The following is a 21,363-nucleotide window of genomic DNA, read 5'->3' on the forward strand; positions in this document are numbered from 1 at the left end:
CATCGACCACACCGATATTCGATCGAATTTACGGCGTCAGGTGGTTGCACGTAAGTAAAACCGTGCGATTACCTCTCTGGCGCTACACTTTTCGCAATAGTTAAGGGGGACGCATGAACGGGTGGATCGGCCGCACGAAAGGGCTGGTCCGGCCCGCATGGTTACTCACCGCGGGCGCCGGACTGCTCGGCGGATTGTTCGGGCTGGCGGCCTCGCTCGCCGCAACCCCCCAATACGAAGCCCATGCGACGCTGTATGTTTCGACCAAGGCGGGCGCGGAGGTAGCGAATGCCAGCTACCAGGAACCGAGCGCTTCACAGCAATTGGCGCTGTCACTGTCGAAACTGCTGGAAACCGAGGTCGTGGCCGAACGCGTGGTCCGCAGTCTCCGCCTGGACACCTCGCCCAGCGGTCTGGCCGGCAACATCTCCGCGACGGTGCAACCCGAAACCGTCCTCATCGATCTCGCCGTCACCGACTCCTCACCCGAGTCCGCCCGCGAGATCACCAACACCCTGGCCCTCGAATTCGCCGACTACGTCGAAGAACTCAACCAGACCTCCGTCGCCATGCTCCCCGCCGGTCGCGTAACCCTCATTCAGCCGGCCCTCGCCCCCACTGAACCGGTGTCCCCCAACACCGTGCGCAATATCGGCCTGGGCGTGCTCGGCGGGCTCCTGGCCGGCCTCGCCGCGGCCAACCTCCGCGACCGGGCCGACCGCAGCATCCGCGACGCCCACGCCCTCCGCGAGGCGGGCGGCGGCCCCGCCCTCGGCGCCGTCCCCGCGTCCCGCGCCCGTCGCGGCGGCCCCCTCCCCTTGGTCACCGGCGACGACCGAGTATCCGAGGCGTACAAGCGAGTTCGCACAAATGTGACCCGAGCCCTCGCCGACGACTCCTCCCGAGTGGTCGCCGTCGTCAGCGCCGGCGCGGCCGAGGGCAAGACGACCACAACGGCGGGCCTGGCGATCGCCCTCGCCCGAGCCGGCCACCGCGTCGCCGTGGTGGACGCCGATCTACGCCGCCCCACCCTGACCGAACACCTCGCCCTGACCGGCGAACCCGGCCTGACCGACTTCCTCAACGGCACCGTGGAGGAGGTCCCCTTCCGCGCCCTCCAGGGCATGCCGTCGGTCGACGTACTCCCCGCCGGCCACAAATCCCTCGAGCCGAGCGAACTGCTGGCCTCCGACAAGGCCGTCGACCTGTGGTCCACCCTCGGCAAACACTACGACTACGTCATCGTCGACACCCCCGCCACCCTCGACTACACCGACGCCGCCCTCATCGCCGCCCGCGCCGACGGCGCCATCCTCATAGCCCGCCACGGCCGCACCGATCCGTTCAACTTCGAATCGGCCATCACCGATCTCCGCACCGCCGGCGCCGAACTCCTCGGCTCGGTCCTCACCTGCGCCCCGCGCACCTGACCCCGCAGCGCCACCGTCACCCGAACGCGAAAGCGGCCCGGAACCAGTTGGTTCCGGGCCGCTTCCCTAGTAGCGGGGACAGGATTTGAACCTGCGACCTCTGGGTTATGAGCCCAGCGAGCTACCGAGCTGCTCCACCCCGCGTCGGTGAGGACAACACTACCCTGGGGTGTCGCGAAAACTGAAATCGCCTGGAAGCGCGGGGGATGACCAGGGGTTATGCCTTGCCGGCGGTGACGGGTTCGCCGTGCGGGACGGTCTCGTGGGCGGCCGGGGGGAGGTCGGCGAAGGGGAGCTCGTGGGTGCGGCGGCGGGTGCGGAGGTAGGCCCAGTGCAGGAAGCCGAGGCCGGTGAGGCCGGCGGTGGCGGTGGCCAGGCCGATTTCCCAGCCGGGGGGCATCCAGGTGAGGGTCAGGTCGGCATTGGCGGTGCCGGCGGGGATGTCGACGGCGAGGAAGCTGCCGGCGAGGGTGGTGTGCGGGATTTCGGTGCCGTTCAACGTGACTCGGTGGCCGGGCCAGGCCAGGCGGGAGAAGACGACGCGGCCGCCGGTGGCGGAGGTGACGCGGGCCTCGGCGGTGGCGCCGTCGGTGGTGGCGGCGGTGACGGTGACGTCCTTGACGTGGGCGATGGCGCCATTGGTGTCGGAGATCAGGCCGGTTTCGCGTTCCAGGACGGCGATGAAGCGTTCGCGGCCCGGATAGGGCACCCATTTCCAGCCGGCGGGGGCCGGGTCGGCGCCGGCGGTGGGGTACTGGGCGCGGTGCAGGACCACGCGGTCGACCTTCATCAGATCGATAATCCTTGCGCCCGTTGCGGGTTCGATGTCGAAGGCGCGGCGGGCGGCGTCGGGGCAGGTGCTGCCGTCCCAGGCCATGCACAGCAGGGCGCTGAAGGCGGCGTGGCCGACGGGGGTGTAGGCGTTGACGTAGCGGGGGCCGAAGGCCTTGGCGTAGCTGCCGACCGAGAGCGAACCGTAGGCGCGGTCGAGACTGCGGTCGGCGGGGGCGATCATGGCGCGGTCGGCCAGCTGGAGGGTGAGGCCCGGGAAGTCGGGGAAGGCGGCGGCCATATCCGAGCGCTTTTCCGGGAAGTGGTAGGACAGTGGGGTTTCGGGGGCGGCCTCCACTTGCGCGAAGGCAATGGGAAACATGGCCAGGATGATCAGGGTGCACGCCAGGACGGTGCCCCGGACCCGGGCCGCCCAGATCACGGCGGCGCCGAGGGCGGCCACCGCGGCGACCGCGATCAGGTGCCGCAGCCACAGATCCGGTGCGGCCGAGAACGATCGCACGAACAGCAGGCCGATCAGGACCGCGGCCGCGATCTCACGGCGGCGCGCGGACTTGAAATCGCCATGGCGGCTGAGCAATACGCAGACCAGCACCAGCAGGCCGGCGGCCACCAGCGGCAGCACCCGCGCCGGCCAGCGCAGCGGGCCCACCGCACCGGGTCCGGCGGTCCACATCAGCATGCCGCCGGCGAAGAGGGCGATCCCGCTGTAATCCCGCGCATTCCGCCACACCGCGGGCCAATCGATGAAGGCCAGGGCGGGAATCAGGAACCAGGCGATGTACACCATGGGCAGCGGCTGGACGAAACCCCACCAGCCCTCGAATGCCGGTGTGGTGCTGGGCAGGCTGGCATTCAGCGATTCCGACCACGGCACCGTCAGGAAGGATTCGTTGCGGATGCGCGCATCACCGCGCCAGGTCACCTGCGAGGACAGCAGCAGTGGCAGGTTCGCGATCAGCCCCGCGAGTCCGGCGCACGCGGCGGCCAGCGTCAGCCGCAGCGGACCCGCCCAGCCGCGCTGATGGATGACCTCCCCCACCACCACCGCCAGAATCATCAGCGCGGCTTCCACTCCCGGAAACACGTACTGGATGGTCAAGGTCAGCCAGAGGAAGACGAAGACGGGAATCGGCCCGCTCTTGCCGCGCGCGTAGAGCACCGCCGAGGCCCACGCGTGCAGCAGCCAGGTGGTGCCCGTCTGCGAGGTGAACCAGCTGGCCTGATCGAAGAACAGGAACCATCCGCTCAGCGGGAACGCAATGCCCGCAACGGCTCCCCATGCCGGTTTCGCACCGTACGCGAGGCAGATCCGATAGACCCCCAGCCCCGCGATGATCGAGAAGACCAGCTTCACCACGGTGGCGTAGACCGCCAGATTGTTCACCGACGGCGCGATCAGATAGACCAGCAGTTGCGGCGGATTCAGCAGCGCCGCCTCTTCCAGTGAGTAGTTGCCCGCCATCCACTCCCACGGCACCAGCGCAGGGAAGCGCCCCTCCCGCAATTCCGTCCCCAGCAGCACCCACATCGGCGCGTACTGCGCCTCGGTGTCATCGGTGTAGTAGTGCCGGGCGTCGGCCAGCAGTACCGCCAGATATCCGGCGACGACTCCGAGCGCGGTGATCGCCCCCCACACGCGTACATCTCTTCGCGGTTCGATCTCCGCGCTAGTCCTCACGAAGACCGGAGGCTAGGGCAGTCTCGTGAACGTGGCAAGAGCGCCTGATGGACACATGAGCGACGCGCCGGAGGCCATGACATGAACATGATCACGCCGAAACCGGTGCCGGCCGTGCCATCACCGCGGGTCAGGGCGGATGATCCAGCTCAGCGTGGTCGGCCAGAGCAGGGCCACGCCCGCCACGGCCAGCGCCGCCAGCGCCGCGCACACCACCACGCCGTGCACTTCCGGCAACCAGGACGGATCGACCTCGACCCGCCAGCCGGTGGGCAGGATCCCGCCCTTCGGCGTCAGCAACAACAGCATGCCCAGCAGGCCCGACCACAACAGCAGGCTCAACCCGGACAGCGTCAGCATCGGCGCCGCCGCGGCATTGCCCCGCCACAGGGCCTGCGCCTGCCGCAGCGTTCCCATGGCGAAGACGACGGCGAGCACCGCGACCACGTACGTCATGATCTGGGTGCCGGAATCGACGCGTACGAGTTCGCCGGTGCGCCTGTGCTGCTGGGCGGTGGTGGCAATGGGCACGACCGTCGCCGCCAGCAAAGTCGCGCACCCCGCCAGCACGGTCAGGCCGACGGCGGCCACCGTGGCGGCGCCCGGCCGCCGGGGCACGGGAGGGGCGGTGTCGTGCAGGCGGCGGGTCATGCCGGGCGAACACGCCAGCGCCACCGCACCCAGGAAACACGCCGCCAGCAGCGCCATCAACGCCATCCGCACCGGCCGGTACCACACCGGCCCCGGCGCGGCCTCGTAGGTGATCGCATCGCAGATCCCGCAGGTGGTGTCCAGGATCAGCGGATACAGCGCCCAGTGCAACGACGCCAGCGCGCCGGCGAGGGGCAGCAGCGCCACGCCCAGCCACACCAGCCCCGCACCCTTGATGCGGTCGAACCGCCTGGCCAGCAACACACTCGGGGCGACGGCGGCCGCGAGCGCGAGCAGGTACACGGCCACCAGCAGCGCTCCGCCCGCCGAGGCCCAGACGAACTCCGCCTTGTCACTGGCCCCGTACCTGCCGCCGGGATACGCGACCGGCAATCCCCCGCGCCACACCAGAACCACCGCCGCGAGATCGACGAGCAGCAGAACTCCGGCCAGAAATACGTTCGCCGCCGCCAATCGCCGTGCCACCACGGCGATCACTCTGCCACGGCGTCGCCGATCATGACCTGCCATACGGGCCGCGAAACGGCCCTCAGTCCACGACCGAGAGCACGATCTTCCCGGAAGTCCGTCCGCTGTCCGCGATTTCGTGCGCCTTGCCCGCCTGCTCCAGCGGGAGCACGGAATCGATGCGCGGCGTCAATCGACCGGATCCGGCCAGCGCCGCGATCTCCCGCATTCCAGCCTGATCGGCTTCGACGATCATGAATTGCGCCCGCAATCCCAACGGCTCCGCCTCCTCGGCCAGCTTCGCCTCCGCGGGCGAGGCGAGGGAGACGACAATGCCGCCCGCACGCAGGGTGCGCAGCGACCGCGGGCCGTATTCACCGCCAATAGTGTCGATCACCGCGTCGATTTCGCTCGCCGCCTCCGCGAAATCCACCGCGGTGTAGTCGATCACCTCGTCCGCGCCGAGCTCACGCAAGAACTCGTGCTTGGCCGCCCGGGCCGTCCCGATCACATAAGCCCCGCGCGCCTTGGCGATCTGCACCGCGAGATGCCCCACCCCACCGGCCGCCGCGTGAATCAAAACCCGCTGTCCCGCACGCACATCCGCCACATCGACCAGCGCCTGCCAAGCGGTGAGCGCGGCCAGCGGCAGCGCCGCCGCCTGCACATGCGACAGCCCCGCCGGCTTGCGCACCAGATGCCGCGCGGGCGAAACCACATACTCCGCATAGGTTCCCGCGGGCAGCGGATGCCGCGGCAACCCGAACACCTCGTCACCCGGTGCGAACAGCGTGACCCCCGGCCCCACCGCCTCGACCACCCCCGATACATCCCACCCCAGCCGCACGATCCGCTCCGCCAGCCCGCCATTGAACCGATGCCACGAATCGATCGGATTCACCCCGGCCGCATGCACCCGCACCAGCACCTCCGCCGGCCCCGGCTCCGGCCGCTCGACCTCGACCACCCGCAACACCTCGGGCCCGCCGAACGTGTCCTGACCGATAGCGCGCATCGCCTTACTCCTGCTCTCCGGGCCGTTCGTCACTCGATCAGCCCGCCCACGGAATGATTTCCGTATCCGCAACCACCGCACAAGTGGCAAGAATTCCCGCCCCGGACCGCCCGGACCCACCGCACCATGATCGGCTACCACACCTTCCATCGCCGATCCGGGTAACTCGACACTTTGCGTGCCATTTGCGGCCCGATCGGCGAGAATCAACGGGCAGTGCTGGGATAATCGTTTCTGCTGTTCAGCGGACCATGGTCTCGCTGGGGACGAAAGGGGTGACCATGCGGAATATTCGCCGGAGTCCGCTCGGGATAGTCTCCGCAGCCGTCCTCGCATCGGTCGCGATCGGCGCGCCCCCGGCCCTCGCGGACCCGCCACCGACCCTGCAACTCGGATTCCACAACGGCTACTGCTCGACCACCGAAGTCAGCGTCCCGGCGGACACCCCGTTCAACATCGACATCGACACCGGCTTCCAGTTCACCGATCAATCCGAGTTCCGCATTCCCGCCCTGAAAATCCGCGTGATCCTCCCGAGCGCCTACTTCAGCCCGCGCGCCCGTGTCGCGATCTCGCCTCAGCCCCGCGGCCCGATCCCCTTCGAACTCATGACCCCCAAACAGTCGGGGAGCGCGGGCGACGGCTGCTGGGGGACCATTCACGTCTGGTGAAACCCGCAACCCGAGATCAATGCCGGCGCGGTCAGGGTTGGCGGACGTAGCGGATTTCGACGTTCGAGCCGTTGGCTATCGAGCGGTTGTAGGTGAGGTTTGCTCGGCCCAGGTTGTCGAGGGCGACCATCTGGAAGTCGCCGAGTTCACGGTTTGCGCCACAAGACGAGCCGCCGGTGCAGATCGGGCCGATCTTCACCGGGGTCGGGTCGGCCGTGATCAGTGGGGAGAAGGTCTCGGCGAAGTCGGTGCTCTCCAGATAGGACTCGTACCAGGGCGTTTCGGGGGCGGTGCCGTCGGCGGTGGTGGCACCGGCATTCCAGTACAGGGAGACGGAGACCTTCGAGCCCTTTGCGGCCACCCACGGGAAGACCGAGGTGCCCGCGCCGACAATGGTTCTCGGGGCCGACCAGGTGTCGCCCCAGTCGGTCGAGGTGGCAATGCGGACGGTGCTGCGGGTGTCGGTCACCTCCATCCAGGCGGCGACCAGGTTGGCGCCGTCGGCGTCGGCGACGACGGGGAAGGCCAATGTGCTGTTGGACGTGCCGGTCGGGACGATGGTGCGCACCGACCAGGTCAGGCCGCCGTCGAGTGAGCGGGTGAACTTCACTCCGCCGTTCTGGGCATTGAAGATGACGCCCACTCGATCGTTGAGCAGGGTGGGCCCGGGCGCGGCGATGACGCCGCCCGCCGAGCAGGTGAGACAACCTTCCTGGTCGAGGAGCGTGGCGGCGATGGTGGTGACCGGGTACGCCAGGCCGTCGCCCAAGGACTTCGATACGCCGATCCCACCCGGAATCTGGTGGTAGGCGAGGTAGGTCGAGTGCCCGGTGTGCGCGAGCCAGGGTCGGTCCTGGATCGGCAGCCCGGCTATCGGGAGCGCGAGCCAGGAATCGCCCTGATCGGCCGATCTGGCCACAGTCGAGCTGCCCGCCCAGAGGTCGGCGAAGGCGAGCTCACCATTGGGTGCGATGGCGAGAGTCGAATCGCCGCCGCCGAGCAGGAACCCGCGCAGACCGGGCGGGGTCGCCACCCAGGTCGCGCCGTCATCCCGGGAACGAAAGACGCTGCTGGGAGAGGAAATACCGCCAGAAAAGATCCCGGCCGGTCCGTCTATATAGAGCGTCCCGTCCGGTGCGATATGTATCCCGGGTTCGAACGACTTCTGCCCGACCACGATCGGTTCCAGAAACGCCCCGTCGGCCGCCGCGCGCGGCGCCGCCGTCAGCACGGCGGCCGCGGCCAGCGCCGAGGCGAGTAGGACCGGTACGGTCCGCCACCAGCAAACCCCGACTGCCGAACGATGATTCCAGAACCGGAGCATGCCGTTCCTTCCAGAGGTGATGAGACAGCACACAACTCCCACCTGCAGCTTTACCAGCTTGCTCGCCCAGGCCCGGTGTGTCTGTCGCCGGTCTCGGGGTGTTGACGGAGTGTCCCTGCGGCGCACCGAACCCGGTCCGATGATCGGACGGCGCCTGCCCCGCTCATGTCCCGGCAAGGCTTTCGCACCATTATGTTATGCGGCATAACGTAATATAACCGCGCCGTCGCACTTGCCGAGGAGGCATCAAGATGACAGCAGTACGGCTCGAGGTCGACCGGGGAGTCGCGGTTCTCACACTCGACCGGCCCGAGCGCCGCAATGCGTTCACGGCGGAGATGGGCATCGCGCTGGGCGAGCACTACCGCACCTTGGACAGCGACGACGCGGTGCGGGTGATCGTGCTGACCGGATCGCCGCCGGCATTCTGCGCGGGCGCCGACCTGTCCGGCCGGGACGAAACCTTCGGGGCCGCCGACAGTCCCGGATTCAGCGCCTCCCCCGTGCATCCGCCGGCCTTCGATCTGCGCAAGCCGGTGATCGCCGCCGTCAACGGGCATGCCATCGGCATCGGGCTGACTTTGGCTCTGCAAGCGGATATTCGGCTCATGGCCATCGGGGCCGACTACGCCATCCGGCAGGTGCGGCTCGGAGTGGTTCCCGATGCACTGTCGCATTGGACGCTGCCGCGCTTGGCCGGGATGGGCGCGGCCGCCGAGATCATGCTGACCGGGCGCACTTTCGACGCGGAGCGCGCGGTCCAGCTCGGATTGGCAAGCCTCGCACTGCCCGCCGCGGAGGTGCTGCCGGCGGCGCTGGAGATGGCGCGCGATATCGCCACCCATGTCGCCCCGATGTCCGCGGCGCTGTGCAAGCGCGCGCTGTGGGATACCGCGCGCCACAATCTCGGCCCGGATGCGGTGGAGGAGCTCGAGACCGAGCTGCACCGGCGGGTCATGGGCAGTCCGGATGCCGCGGAAGGAGTGCGCGCCTTTCTCGAGGGTCGGCCGCCGCGATGGTCGGCACGCCTGAACGCCGAATGGCAGGAGCTCCCGATCCCCGCGGGCGGCGAATCCGCGGGCCGCCACAACGAATACGAGTGGTGATGGCAAACGGCTACGAGCGGTCATGGCGAACGGCATGTGCGCGGTCGCGCGCGGAAGTGCGGTCGTCCGGGCGACGTACGATGCAGCGATGACCGCAGCGCAGCGCCCGCGGCCGGGACGGCCCCGCGACAGCGACAAGGATCTCGCCGTGCTGGTGGCCGCGCGAAAACTGCTGGCCGAGGTCGGATATCGGCAGGCGACGGTGGTCGCCATCGCCCGGCGCGCCGGGGTCAACACCCCCGCCATCTACCGCCGCTGGCCCACCCGCGAAGCCCTGCTCGAGGAAGCGGTGCACGGCCCGGGCGGGCACGAACTGCCGGAACCGACCGGCGATCTGCGAGCGGACCTGTACACCTGGGTGCAGATCTTCCTCGCGCGGGCCGCCAGCCCGGCCGCCCGCGCCGGAGTGCCGGGACTGCTGGCGGACTCCCAGACCGAGGAAGCCCGTCAGCGGCTGCTCGCCATCGGCGCACCGGTCCGCGACGCCTTCGCCGTGCTGCTCGGCGATGCCGTCGCCGACGGGCAGATCCCACCCGGGGCCGATCCGGAGGTGATGTTCGAAATACTCTCCGGCGCCACGACTTTCCACGCCCTGGCACGCGGCGGCGATGTGCGAGACGGCTTCGCCGAGAAGCTGGCGGACGCACTCCACGCCATGGCAATGCATCCCGGGGCGTGAGAGCGCCGCTGCGCTGTCAGTGGCGTTCCGGCGAAATCGGTTGCACCGCATGCAGTAAGCGGATCAGGTCGGCGATATGCTCGTCGAGCGCCGGATATCCCGGGAAGTAGCAGCACACCCGGTCCGCGTGCGCGCCGAATCGTTCGAGAATCGTGGCGGCGCATTGCTCCGGGGTGCCGTATGCCGCAAGCGTTTCCAGCATCTTGTCGTCGATCAGCGCCGTCATGTCGGCGTAGGCGCCGCGCCGGGCCAGGGTGGCGAGTTCGGGTTGCAGGTCCGCGCGGTCTTCGACTTCCAGGACCGGCCGGTACGCCGCGGTCGAGCCGTAGAACGCCAGCAGGCCCCGCACTCCGCGGGCGGCGGCCTCCAGTTCCTCCGATGTTCGGCCGACGCCGACGATGACCTGGGGATAGATTCGCAGCTGCGCGGGGTCGCGCCCGGCGTGCGCGAGCCCGTCCGCGACCGCGGGCAGGGTGCGCTCGCGAAAGTGCCGGGCGCTGTTGAACGGCATGACCAGCAGCCCGTCGGCGACTTCGGCGGCGGTGCGGGTCATGCGCGGACCGAGCGCGCCCAGGCAGATCTCGGGGCGGCCGTACGGGTGCGGGCCCGGATCGAACATCGCGGGCATCAAGGTGTGCTGGGTGTAGCGGCCCTGGAATCGCAATGGGGCCCGGCCTTCCCAAGCATCGAAGATGGCGTGGATCGCCTGCACGGTCTCCCGCATTCGGCCGACCGGATCGGACCACTCGGCGCCGTAGCGTCTTTCGATGTGCGCCTTGACCTGTGACCCCAGCCCGAGCCGGAAGCGCCCGCGGCTGAGCGTGTGCAGGTCGTGGGCGAGATGCGCCAGGTGCAATGGGCTGCGGGGCAGCGCTACGGCGATATTGGTCATCAGGTCAGCGGTGACCACCTGGGAGGCCAGCGCCAGGGGGAGGAAGACGTCATTGGGCCCTTCGAAGGTGAACAGCCCGTCCGCGCCGAGCGCGATCAGGGCGCGAGCCCGGTCTGCGGCGTCCTCCAGCCTGCCGTCCAGTTGCAGGTCGACCTTCATCGCCCGGTCCGGTAGTCCACCCGAAACTCCTTGATGCCGTTGAGCCATCCGGATCGTAACCGCCGCGGATCACCCAGCCGGGCCATATCGGGCAGGTGGTCGGCAATGGCATCGAAGATCAATTCGACTTCCAGCCGCGCCAGGTTCGCGCCGACGCAGTAGTGCGCGCCGGTACCGCCGAAGGACAGATGCGGATTGGGGTCGCGCCGGATATCGAAGGTGAACGGATCGGTGAAGACGTCCGCGTCGAAGTTCGCCGACCGGTACGCCATGACCACCCGATCCCCCTTGCGGATGGTCACCCCGCCGAGTTCGGTATCGGCCATGGCGGTCCGCTGGAACGAGCTGACCGGCGTGGCCCACCGGATGATCTCGTCCGCCGCGGTCCGCGGCCGCTCGCGCTGGAACAGCTCCCACTGCTCGGGATGATCCAGGAACGCGATCATCCCGTGCGTAATGGCATTGCGGGTGGTCTCATTGCCCGCCACCGCCAGCAGCATGACGAAGAACCCGAATTCCTCCGAAGTCAGTGCCTCCCCGTCGATATCGGCGTTCACCAACTCGGTCACGATGTCCCCCGCCGGGCGCGCCCGCCGCTGCTCGGCCATATTCCACGCGTATCCCAGAATCTCGGTGGCGGCGGCGACCGGATCGATGTGCGCGTATTCCGGATCGTCGTATCCCGTCACCTCGTTCGACCACCGGAACAACCGCTGCCGATCGTCCTGCGGCACCCCGAGCAGTTCGGCGATGGCCTGCAACGGCAGCTCACACGCCACCTGGGTGACGAAGTCCCCCGACCCGGCTGCCGCCGCGGCCTCGGCAATGTCCCTGGCGCGCTCCGACAACCGCTCGCGCAGCCCGTTCACGGCCCGCGGGGTGAAGCCCTTCGAGATCACCCTCCGCATCCGCGCGTGCTCCGGATCATCCATATTGATCATCGACAACCGCTGCAGCTCAACCTGTTCGCGCGTCATGTCATCGGAATACCGTGGAATAGCGGTGTTCTCGTAACTGGAGAACAGATCGTTGCGCCGGGACACCTCCTTCACGTCGGCATGCCTGCTGACCACCCAGAATCCCGTATCCGCGAACCCGCCGACCGTCGCCGGCTGCGGGTTCCACCACACCGGCGCGGCCGCCCGCAGCTCCCCCAGTTCCCGGTCCGGTATCCGCTGCGCCCACAGCCCCGGATCTGTCACGTCGAACCCCTCCGGCAACAGAACCGGATTCTCATCAGCATTCACATAAATTACATAGCATTCTGTAACGTTTCTCGAGTCCGTTTCCGCACATCCGAACTCCCGGCCGTAATCGGCGAAAGTGTTGCGGGGGTGGCGTTTCAGTGACTAGCTTTGCGAGAACCGCTGGCGGTTAGCCAGACCTGTGAGTAGGCGAGAATTCGGTGATCGGCAGCAGTTTCCTCCGCAAGATCTCAGCACGGTGGCGGCGGACCGTCAGCGTCCGGACCAGAGTGCTGGTCATTGTGCTCATTCCGAGTATCGCGTTGCTCGCGATCGGGATAGGCGGATCCACCTATCTGGTGCAGAGCGGGCGAGAGGCCAATCGGTTCGCCGAACTGGCGCGCGGCACCTCCGGGCCGTCGATCATGATGATCGAGGCGTTCCAGGAGGAACGCAGGCTCTCACTGCTGTTCCTGGCCGGAGACGACGCCGCCGGATTCGCCTTGCCCGCGGCGCGCAAGCAGTCCGATGCGGGGTACGCGGCGGTGGTAGCCCAGGCCAATGCGCTCTCGGAGCTGCGGCCCGACCTGAAGGACGGGTTCTTCCGGGTCGGCGTCGGCCAGAAGGTGCCGGCCCTGCGGGCCGCCGTGGACGCCCGCACGATTCCGGCCGCGGACGCGTTCACCGCCTACAGCATGGCGGTCGCGGCCATTATCAACGGCTGGCTGATCTCGGCGGACGTGGCGCCCGAGTCCCATATCGCGGTCGAACTGTACAAGTCGGTCCATGCGCTGCGGGCCGCCGAATCCATCTCGCGGACCAGCGGTTTGGGTTCCTTGGTCATGCTCACGGGGCAGCTGTCGCCGGAACTGCTGGTGGAGCTGGCCGGATACATCGGCGACGGTCGCGGCGAGGTCGCCTACGTCGGGTCGGTGCTGCAGGGAGCGCACCTCGATCAGTGGAAGGCGATCACCGGCAGCGCGGAATGGCAGCGGTTGCGCGCCCAGGAGGACGCCCTCATCAAACGCGGCCCGGTCGCCGGCGGCAGCGGTCGATCCGCCGGCGAATCCGCCGACCCGCTGCCGCTCACGCTGGCCGAATGGCAGCAGGTCGCGGGCAAGATCCGGGGCGACTTGCTGGGCCTGTGGGAAACCCAAAGCGTCGACGCGCATTTCGAGGCGACCGAGCAAGGCAATCGACTCGAGCGGAACTCGCTGTCCGCCGGGGCGGGCGTGCTCTCGCTCGCACTGCTGGCCTTCCTCGGCGCGCTGGTGCTGGCCAACAGGTTCATCGCGCGCCTGCGCCGACTACGCCGGGACACCCTGGAATTGGCCGATGAACGATTGCCGGACACCATCCGCCGGCTCTCGGCGGGCGAGGAATTCGATGAGGACGCCGACCGCTTGGATTTCGGCTCCGACGAGATCGGCCACGTCGCAGACGCTTTCAACCGCGCGCACCGGGCGGCGGTGGACGCGGCGGTGGCCGAGGCCAAGACCCGGGCGGGCGTGAACGCGGTATTCGTCAAGATCGCCCACCGATCCCAGGGCGTGGTGCACCGCCAGCTGGCCCTGCTCGACAAGGCCGAACGGGAGGAACCGGATTCGGACCGGCTGAAACTGCTGTTCCAGCTCGACCATCTGGCGACCCGGGCCCGGCGCAACTCCGAGAACCTCATCGTGCTCGGCGGTGAACAGCCCGGACGCAAGTGGCGCAATCCGGTGCCGCTGGTCGATGTGGTGCGCGGCGCGGCCGCGGAATCGCTGGACTACACCAGGATTCACGTCCGCAGGCTGCCGGAGACGCAGATCGTCGGAACCGCCGTCACCGATATCATCCACCTCCTGGCAGAGCTGGCCGACAATGCCAGCACGTTCTCCCCGCCGGAGTCGCCCGTCGAGGTCACCGGCGGTCTGGTCGGCAAGGGAATCGCCATCGAGATCTCCGATCAGGGTCTGGGCATGACCGAGGAGGATATGGCCGCCCGCAATGCGCTGCTGGCGCAGCCACCGGACTTCAGCGTCGCGACCCTGGCCGGAGATATCCGGCTCGGCTTGTTCGTGGTCGCGAAACTGGCGGCCCGCCACGGTATTACGGTGCGGCTCACGGAATCCGACTACGGCGGCGTGAAGGCCGTGGTGCTGATCCCGAGAGCGCTCACCACCGCCGCTCTTGATTCTGGAATGGCAGATCCCTTGCGGGAGAACCGAATTCCGGCACAGCCCGAGTACACATGAACGATTCGGACGAGTCGTGGTACGACGAGGATGCCGGGCCGGTGGTGCGGCTCTACGCGGTGACGCGGGGCCGATCCGGGACCCGCCGCACCGATGTGGACATGGTCACCCGGGTGGTGACGTCGAGCTTCGGCAGGCTGCGCCGCCACGAACCCGAATACGCGGCCATTGTGGAGTTGACCCGATCGCCGCTCTCGGTGGCCGAGATCGCCGCCCGGCTGCACCTGCCCATTACCGCGACCAAGATCCTGGTCGGTGATCTCATCGGCGACGGCGTCCTCGACTTCCGCGCTCCCGCCGCCGGTCCGGGCGCCGCCGATGACCTCAGCGTGCTCCGTGCGGTCCTGAAAGGGATTCAGGCGCTGTAGGCTGGGACCACCCGAAGGTGAGTTCCACCGCGCGCTTCCAGTTGCCGTACTCGGCCTTCACGTGTTCGGGATCCGCCTGCGGCTGCCATTCGGCCGCGCGATGCCAGTTGCGGCGCAGGACCTCGAGGTCGGCCCAGTAGCCGACGGCCAGCCCGGCGGCGTAGGCGGCGCCCAGGGAAACGGTCTCGATCACCATGGGGCGCTTGACCGGAACGTCGAGCACATCGGCGACGAACTGCATGAGCAGGTGATCGGTGGTCATGCCGCCGTCCACCTTGAGCGCGGTCGCCTGGAGCCCGGAGTCGGCGTTCATGGCGTCGACGACCTCGCGGGTCTGCCACGCGGTGGCCTCGAGCACGGCCCGGGCCAGGTGACCCTTGGTGACATAGGAGGTGAGCCCGACGATGATGCCGCGCGCCTCACTGCGCCAGTGCGGCGCGAACAGGCCGGAGAACGCGGGCACGATATAGCAGCCGCCATTGTCGTCGACGGTGCGGGCGAGGGTCTCGATTTCCGGTGCGCTGGAAATCAATCCGAGCCCGTCGCGGAACCACTGCACCAGTGAGCCGGTGACGGCGATGGATCCTTCCAGCGCGTACATGGCCGGCGCGTCGCCGATGCGGTAACCGACGGTGGTGAGTAATCCATGAGTCGACCGGACCGGAGCTCGGCCGGTGTTCATGAGCAGGAAACCGCCTGTGCCATAGGTGCATTTGGTGTCCCCGCGGGAGAAACAGGTCTGCCCGAACAGCGCCGCCTGCTGATCGCCGAGCGCGGCGGCGATGGTGATGCCGGGCACCACGCGGCGCGTGACCCCGTAGACCTCGCTGGAGGAGCGGATCTCCGGCAGCATGGCTCGGGGAATGTCGAAGAAGGACAACAACTCCCGGTCCCACTCGAGCGTCTCGAGGTTCATCAGCAGGGTCCGGCTGGCATTGGTCACATCGGTGAGGTGGATACCGCCGTCGACGCCGCCGGTCAGATTCCAGATCAGCCAGGTCTCCATGGTGCCGAACAGGACATCGCCGCGTTCGGCGCGGGCCCGCAGCCCGGGGACGGAGTCGAGCAGCCAGCGTAGCTTGGGCGCGGAGAAGTAGGTGCCCAGGGGAAGCCCGCTCAGCTCGGGCACGCGGTGGGCATCGGGCCGATCGCTCAGCGTGCGCACCAGGTCCGCGGTGCGAACGTCCTGCCACACAATGGCCTTGCCCACCGGATGCCCGGTGTGGCGGTCCCACACGACGCTGGTCTCGCGCTGATTGGTGATGCCGAGCGCGACGATCTGCTCGCGGGCGATGCTCGCATCGCGCAGGGCGCGGGGAATGATGCGATCGACATTGCGCCAGATCTCCATCGCATCCTGTTCGGCCCAGCCGGGTTTGGGAAAGTAGTGTTGGTGTTCGCGCTGCGCCACCGAGACCAGCCGACCGGCGGAGTCGAACACTATGCAGCGGGTCGAGGTCGTCCCCTGGTCGATGGCCATCACATAGCGCTGCGTCATTGGGCGCGCCTTTCTGCGGGTAGAGCGAATCGGGGCCCTCGCGCCCCGGGATTTACTTGTTCTCGACCAGATCCCGCGACACCGCGCGGGCGGCGTCACGCACGTACCCGAGCAGCGCCGGGTCCGGTCCCCGGCCGGTCGGGAAGATCCGTTCGGCGGCGCCGGAGATGCCGATCGCACCGACCACCAGGCCGCCGTGCGAGCGGATCGAGGCGGCGATGCTCGCCTCGCCGGGCTCGAGCTCGCCGTACTCGCCGGCCCACGCGTTGTCCCTGACCTCCGCCAGCGATTTGGCGAGCAGCGCCGGTTGGATCACGGTCCGGCGGGTGAGCGACTCGAGCTTCCCGGTGCGGATGCGGGCCGCCAGATCACTGTCGTAGGCGAGCAGGATCTTGCCGAGAGCGGTGGCGTGCAGCGGCAGCAGCGCGCCCACATCGAGGGTCTGCGGGGTGTCGTCCGGCCGGAATACGTGGTGCACCACGAGCACACGGTCCTGGGATGCCACCCCGATCCGGACGGCCTCACCGCTGCGCGCGGCGAGGGCGTCGGCCCAGTTGATCGCCCGGGAACGCAGTTCATTGGCGTCCAGGTGACCGTTGCCCAGGTGCCGCAGTGCCGTGCCGAGCCGGTATTTGCCGCCGCCGCGGTCCTGTTCGACGAAGCCGATGGCCTGCAGCGTCCGCAGGATGCCGTGCGCGGTGCCCTTGGCGAGTTCGAGCGAGTTGGCGATATCGCCGACGCCGAGACCGCCTGAACTGCGGGCGAGCAATTGCAGCATCGCGCCCGCACGCTCGATCGATTGCACCGGGCCCGGCATAGCGGACAACGTATTTCACCGAGCGGGTCCGACAATGTCGAACGCCGAACCGCTGTGGCCGCTCGACCGGCGCCGCCATTGTGACCTGCGCCTTCCCCAATGTGATCTAGGTCATAGTGCCGGACGGGCGCATGACGTGGAGATCACGCCAGCGCGACCGTTCGACATTGTCGAACCGGACCGATTGAGTGTGTGCCACATCACCGTAGTGTTCTGCGCACTTCGGGATCCGGGCAACGTGGCCCGGGACCGCCCCACGGAAGATTGGAGAAATCGTGGGTCTCGCAGAGGTTTTCGTCAGCGAGGTACTCGGCACGGGAGTGCTGATACTGCTCGGCGGCGGAGTCGTGGCCAATGTCCTGCTGGCGAAGTCCAAGGGCGCCGACGGCGGCTGGCTGCTGATCAATTTCGGGTGGGGATTCGCCGTCATGGCGGGCGTCTACGTCGCCTTCAAATCCGGCGCGCACCTCAATCCCGCGGTGACACTGGGGATTCTGAGCAGCGGGGCCGACGAGTACGCCCCGGGCGTCGCCATCTCCTTCGGATCGACGGTGGTCTACGTGGCCGGGCAGCTCCTCGGCGCGTTCCTCGGCGCCTGCCTGGTATTCGTGGCGTACAAACCGCATTTCGACGCCGAGACGGACGACGGCAAGAAGCTGGCCGTCTTCTCGACCGGCCCGGCCATCCGCAGCTACGGCTGGAATCTCGCCACCGAGGCGATCGGCACCTTCATCCTGGTCCTGGTCGTGCTCTCGTTCGGGAAGACGCCCTCCGGCCTCGGCCCGCTCGCGGTCGCGCTGCTGGTGGTCGGCCTCGGCGCCTCGCTCGGCGGCCCGACGGGTTACGCCATCAACCCGGCGCGCGACCTCGGCCCGCGCATCGCGCACGCGCTGCTGCCGCTGCGGCGCACCGCCCCGGAGCCGGTCCACGCGCACGCCGCGAGCCTGGGCGCGGCCGCCGAACCGACGGCCGAACCCGCATCCAGTGACTGGGCCTACTCCTGGGTCCCGGTCGTCGGCCCCGTGATCGGCGGCGTGCTGGCCGGACTCGTCTCGCAGCTCGTCTTCTGATCGAATCACGCGCAGCACCAAACAGTTTCGCCTAAGGAGAACAATCCCCATGTCACGATACGTCGCAGCGATCGACCAGGGCACCACCTCGACCCGCGCCATGATCTTCGACCACGCGGGCACGGTCATCGCCGTCGACCAGCGCGAGCACACCCAGATCTTCCCGCGCGCGGGCTGGGTGGAACACGATCCGGCCGAGATCTGGGAGAACACCCGCGCGGTGGTCGCGGGCGCACTGGCCAAGGGCGATCTCACCGCCGCCGATATCGCCGCGGTCGGCATCACCAACCAGCGCGAGACCACCGTGGTCTGGGATCGCGCCACCGGGGAACCGGTCTACAACGCCATCGTGTGGCAGGACACCCGCACCGACCGCATCGCCGAGGAGCTCGGCCAGCTCGGCGGCGGGCAGGAACGGTACCGGGACAAGACCGGATTGCCGCTGGCGACGTACTTCTCCGGACCGAAGATCACATGGATTCTGGACAATGTCGAAGGCGCCCGGGAGCGCGCGGAGGCGGGCGAACTGGCCTTCGGCAATATGGACACCTGGATCCTGTGGAATATGACCGGCGGCACGGACGGCGGCGTGCACGCCACCGATCCGACCAATGCCTCGCGCACGCTGCTGATGGATCTGGAGACGCTGCAATGGGATGCGGAGATCGCGGCGGAGATGGGCGTGCCGCTGTCGCTGCTCCCCGAAATCCGTTCGTCCTCCGAGGTTTACGGCACGGTGCGCGCTCGCGGCGCACTGGCCGGCGTGCCCATCGCGGGCATTCTCGGCGATCAGCAGGCCGCCACCTTCGGCCAGGCCTGCCTGTCCCCCGGTGAAGCCAAGAACACCTACGGCACCGGCAATTTCGTGCTGCTCAATACCGGAACCGACAAGGTGCTCTCGAATAATGGCCTGCTGACCACGGTCTGCTACAAGCTCGGCGACGCGAAGCCGGTGTACGCGTTGGAGGGCGCCATCGCGGTGACCGGTTCGCTGGTGCAGTGGCTGCGCGACAACCTCGGCATGATCGGTTCGGCGGCCGAGATCGAGGAGCACGCCCGTTCCGTCGAGGACAATGGCGGCGCGTACTTCGTGCCCGCCTTCTCCGGACTGTTCGCGCCCTACTGGCGCTCCGACGCCCGCGGCGCGATCGTCGGGCTCACGCGCTTCGTGAACAAGGGCCATCTCGCGCGGGCCGTCCTGGAGGCCACCGCCTTCCAGACCCGCGAGGTCATCGACGCCATGAACGCCGACTCCGGCGTCGCGCTCACCTCGCTCAAGGTGGACGGCGGAATGGTCGTCAACGAACTGCTCATGCAGTTCCAAGCCGACATCCTCGGGGTCGAGGTCATTCGCCCGGTCGTCGCGGAGACCACCGCGCTCGGCGCGGCCTACGCCGCCGGTCTCGCCGTCGGATTCTGGGAGAGCGAGGACGCCATCCGGACGAACTGGGCCGAGGACAAGCGGTGGCAGCCGGCCCTGGACGAGACCCGCCGGGAAGCCGAATACCGCAACTGGAAGAAGGCCGTCACCAAGACCTTCGACTGGGTCGAGGACGAGGCCTGACAGTCCGGCGAACCCGCCCGCTCACCAAGGAGAACAGCAATGCCCGCCCCACGTCTCGGCCCGGACTATCGCGCGGCCGCGCTGCGCAAGCTGGCCAGCGAGGAGTTCGACGTGCTGGTCATCGGCGGCGGCGTGGTCGGGGCGGGCGCCGCGCTCGATGCCGCCTCGCGCGGCTTCTCGGTCGCCCTCGTGGAGGCGCGGGATTGGGGAGCGGGCACGTCCAGCAGGTCCAGCAAACTGATCCACGGTGGCCTGCGCTATTTGGAGCAGCTCGACTTCAAGCTGGTCTTCGAAGCCCTCAAGGAGCGCAGGCTGCTGTTGAACAAGCTCGCTCCGCACCTGGTGCGCCCGGTGCCGCTGCTCTTCCCGCTGCGGCACCGGGTCTGGGAACGCGGCTACGCCGGGGCGGGGGTGCTGCTCTACGACCTGATCGGCCGGACCAGGCAGTTGCCCCCGCATCGCCATCTGTCCCGCGCCGGGGTGCTGCGCGCGGCGCGCGGACTGGACCCGCGCGCCATGGTCGGCGGTATCCAGTTCCACGAGGCGCAGGTCGACGACGCCCGCCACACCATGACCCTGGCCCGCACCGCCGCCCAGTACGGCGCGACGGTGCTCACCGGGGCACGGGTGACCGAGCTGGTCCGGGCCGGCGAGCGGGTCGCCGGGGCGGTGGTGCGCGATGCCGAGACCGGCGCCGAGCTCACCGTGGCGGCCCGACGGGTGATCGGCGCGACCGGGGTGTGGACCGATGAGACGCACCGAATCGCCGGTGTGCCCGCACCGTTCACGGTCCGCATGTCCAAGGGCGTCCATCTGCTCGTCCCGCGCGCCCGGCTCGACCTCGGGAGCGGGCTGATCATGCGCACCGAGAAGAGCGTCCTGTTCGTCATTCCGTGGGATCGGCACTGGATCATCGGCACCACCGATACCGACTGGGACCTCGACCGCGCCCACCCGGCGGTGAGCCGGGCCGATGTCGACTATCTGCTCACCCGCGTCAACGCCATGCTCGCCGAGCCGCTGACCGTGGCCGATATCGTGGGCGTCTACGCGGGCCTGCGTCCCCTGCTGGCCGGAGAATCCGCCGAAACCGCCCAGCTGTCCAGGGAACACGCGGTCGCCGAGCCCGCACCCGGACTCTTCGTCGTTGCCGGCGGCAAATACACCACCTACCGGGTGATGGCCGCCGACGTGGTCGACGCCGCGGTCCGCGGCTTCGGTCGCGCCGCACCGCGATCATTGACCGAGCACATCCCGCTGCTGGGTGCGCTGGGATATGACGAAATGTGGCGCGAGCGCCAAGATCTCGCGGAGCGCACGGGACTCGCCCCGGCCACCGTCGAGCATCTACTGCGCCGCTACGGCGCCCTGATCAGCGAATTGCTCGACCTCGTCGCCGAGCGCCCGGACCTGGCCGAACCACTCTCCGGCGCACCCGACTATCTGCGGGCCGAGGTGGTCTACGCGGTCACCCACGAGGGAGCGCTGCGACTGGTGGACATCCTGACCCGGCGCACCAGGATCTCCATCGATCAGCCCGACCGCGGACTCGCGGCGGCGGCGGAAGCCGCGGCGCTGGCGGCGCCGCACCTCGGCTGGGACGCCGAGCGCGAGCAGGCGGAGATCCGCCACTACACCCAGCGAGTCGAGGCCGAGCGCACCGCCCAGCAGGCCGCCGACGACCACGCGGCCAATGCCGCCCGGCTGGCCGCCGGGGAACCGTCACCGGCCTGAACCACGGACAGGCGCGCGACCGG

17 protein-coding genes and 1 tRNA gene are annotated in these 21,363 nt (G+C 68.7%); 9 read left to right on the forward strand and 9 right to left on the reverse strand.

Features of this window, described 5'->3' with window-relative positions:
• Window positions 1–113 precede the first annotated feature (113 nt).
• Window positions 114–1,430, forward strand: a complete 1,317-nt coding sequence (locus tag ACFVIV_RS23395) for a polysaccharide biosynthesis tyrosine autokinase (RefSeq protein ID WP_379199616.1) — start codon at window positions 114–116, stop codon at window positions 1,428–1,430.
• A gap of 70 nt (window positions 1,431–1,500) precedes the next feature.
• On the opposite strand, the gene ACFVIV_RS23400 is transcribed toward ACFVIV_RS23395, so the two are convergent.
• From ACFVIV_RS23400 to ACFVIV_RS23415, 4 genes are all read right to left on the reverse strand, one after another.
• Window positions 1,501–1,574: transfer RNA gene (locus ACFVIV_RS23400), tRNA-Met, on the reverse strand.
• A 73-nt stretch (window positions 1,575–1,647) separates the two neighbouring features.
• Complete coding sequence (locus tag ACFVIV_RS23405) at window positions 1,648–3,861, reverse strand: hypothetical protein (RefSeq protein WP_379199618.1); 2,214 nt, start codon at window positions 3,859–3,861, stop codon at window positions 1,648–1,650.
• Window positions 3,862–4,023: 162 nt separating this feature from the next.
• Window positions 4,024–5,043: a hypothetical protein gene (locus ACFVIV_RS23410; protein ID WP_379199620.1), complete on the reverse strand. Its 1,020-nt coding sequence runs from the start codon at window positions 5,041–5,043 to the stop codon at window positions 4,024–4,026.
• A 61-nt stretch (window positions 5,044–5,104) separates the two neighbouring features.
• Window positions 5,105–6,037, reverse strand: a complete 933-nt coding sequence (locus tag ACFVIV_RS23415; RefSeq protein ID WP_379199621.1) for an NADP-dependent oxidoreductase — start codon at window positions 6,035–6,037, stop codon at window positions 5,105–5,107.
• A gap of 281 nt (window positions 6,038–6,318) precedes the next feature.
• Between ACFVIV_RS23415 and ACFVIV_RS23420 the strand changes: the two genes are divergently transcribed.
• Window positions 6,319–6,708, forward strand: coding sequence for a hypothetical protein (locus ACFVIV_RS23420; protein ID WP_379199623.1), 390 nt, complete (start codon window positions 6,319–6,321; stop codon window positions 6,706–6,708).
• A gap of 31 nt (window positions 6,709–6,739) precedes the next feature.
• On the opposite strand, the gene ACFVIV_RS23425 is transcribed toward ACFVIV_RS23420, so the two are convergent.
• Window positions 6,740–8,032, reverse strand: coding sequence for a sialidase family protein (locus ACFVIV_RS23425; protein WP_379199625.1), 1,293 nt, complete (start codon window positions 8,030–8,032; stop codon window positions 6,740–6,742).
• 251 nt (window positions 8,033–8,283) lie between these two features.
• Here ACFVIV_RS23425 and ACFVIV_RS23430 point away from each other — a divergent pair, with 251 nt between their 5' ends.
• Entirely contained in the window at window positions 8,284–9,138 is an 855-nt protein-coding gene (locus tag ACFVIV_RS23430; protein ID WP_379199627.1) for an enoyl-CoA hydratase/isomerase family protein, read from the forward strand.
• Between the two features lie 88 nt (window positions 9,139–9,226).
• On the forward strand, window positions 9,227–9,817 hold the full coding sequence (locus tag ACFVIV_RS23435; RefSeq protein WP_379199629.1) for a TetR/AcrR family transcriptional regulator: 591 nt from the start codon (window positions 9,227–9,229) through the stop codon (window positions 9,815–9,817).
• Between the two features lie 16 nt (window positions 9,818–9,833).
• Here ACFVIV_RS23435 and ACFVIV_RS23440 read toward each other — a convergent pair whose 3' ends face one another.
• A complete protein-coding gene (locus tag ACFVIV_RS23440; RefSeq protein WP_379199631.1) occupies window positions 9,834–10,868 on the reverse strand; it encodes a TIGR03617 family F420-dependent LLM class oxidoreductase in 1,035 nt (344 codons plus the stop codon).
• A complete protein-coding gene (locus ACFVIV_RS23445; protein WP_379199702.1) occupies window positions 10,865–12,088 on the reverse strand; it encodes a cytochrome P450 in 1,224 nt (407 codons plus the stop codon). The genes ACFVIV_RS23440 and ACFVIV_RS23445 overlap by 4 nt, the downstream gene beginning before the upstream one ends.
• 185 nt (window positions 12,089–12,273) lie before the next feature.
• Here ACFVIV_RS23445 and ACFVIV_RS23450 point away from each other — a divergent pair, with 185 nt between their 5' ends.
• Both ACFVIV_RS23450 and ACFVIV_RS23455 read left to right on the forward strand, forming a co-directional pair.
• A complete protein-coding gene (locus ACFVIV_RS23450; protein WP_379199633.1) occupies window positions 12,274–14,289 on the forward strand; it encodes a nitrate- and nitrite sensing domain-containing protein in 2,016 nt (671 codons plus the stop codon).
• Window positions 14,286–14,657, forward strand: a complete 372-nt coding sequence (locus ACFVIV_RS23455; protein WP_379199635.1) for a DUF742 domain-containing protein — start codon at window positions 14,286–14,288, stop codon at window positions 14,655–14,657. The genes ACFVIV_RS23450 and ACFVIV_RS23455 overlap by 4 nt, the downstream gene beginning before the upstream one ends.
• On the opposite strand, the gene glpK (ACFVIV_RS23460) is transcribed toward ACFVIV_RS23455, so the two are convergent.
• On the reverse strand, window positions 14,614–16,155 hold the full coding sequence (gene glpK / locus ACFVIV_RS23460; protein WP_379199637.1) for a glycerol kinase GlpK: 1,542 nt from the start codon (window positions 16,153–16,155) through the stop codon (window positions 14,614–14,616). The genes ACFVIV_RS23455 and glpK (ACFVIV_RS23460) overlap by 44 nt on opposite strands.
• Window positions 16,156–16,207: 52 nt before the next feature.
• Window positions 16,208–16,972 (reverse strand): IclR family transcriptional regulator, encoded by a 765-nt coding sequence (locus ACFVIV_RS23465; RefSeq protein WP_379199639.1) that lies wholly within the window; start codon window positions 16,970–16,972, stop codon window positions 16,208–16,210.
• A 275-nt stretch (window positions 16,973–17,247) separates the two neighbouring features.
• On the opposite strand from ACFVIV_RS23465, the gene ACFVIV_RS23470 reads away from it, so the two are divergent.
• The 3 genes from ACFVIV_RS23470 to ACFVIV_RS23480 are packed head-to-tail and all read left to right on the forward strand — an operon-like array spanning window position 17,248 to window position 21,340.
• Window positions 17,248–18,042, forward strand: a complete 795-nt coding sequence (locus ACFVIV_RS23470) for an MIP/aquaporin family protein (protein WP_379199641.1) — start codon at window positions 17,248–17,250, stop codon at window positions 18,040–18,042.
• A 49-nt stretch (window positions 18,043–18,091) separates the two neighbouring features.
• A complete protein-coding gene (glpK, locus tag ACFVIV_RS23475) occupies window positions 18,092–19,606 on the forward strand; it encodes a glycerol kinase GlpK (RefSeq protein ID WP_379199643.1) in 1,515 nt (504 codons plus the stop codon).
• A gap of 39 nt (window positions 19,607–19,645) precedes the next feature.
• Window positions 19,646–21,340, forward strand: coding sequence for a glycerol-3-phosphate dehydrogenase/oxidase (locus ACFVIV_RS23480; RefSeq protein ID WP_379199645.1), 1,695 nt, complete (start codon window positions 19,646–19,648; stop codon window positions 21,338–21,340).
• The last annotated feature ends 23 nt before the right edge of the window (window positions 21,341–21,363 follow it).

The sequence above is a fragment of the Nocardia sp. NPDC127526 genome, assembly GCF_042672265.1.
Lineage (GTDB): Bacteria > Actinomycetota > Actinomycetes > Mycobacteriales > Mycobacteriaceae > Nocardia.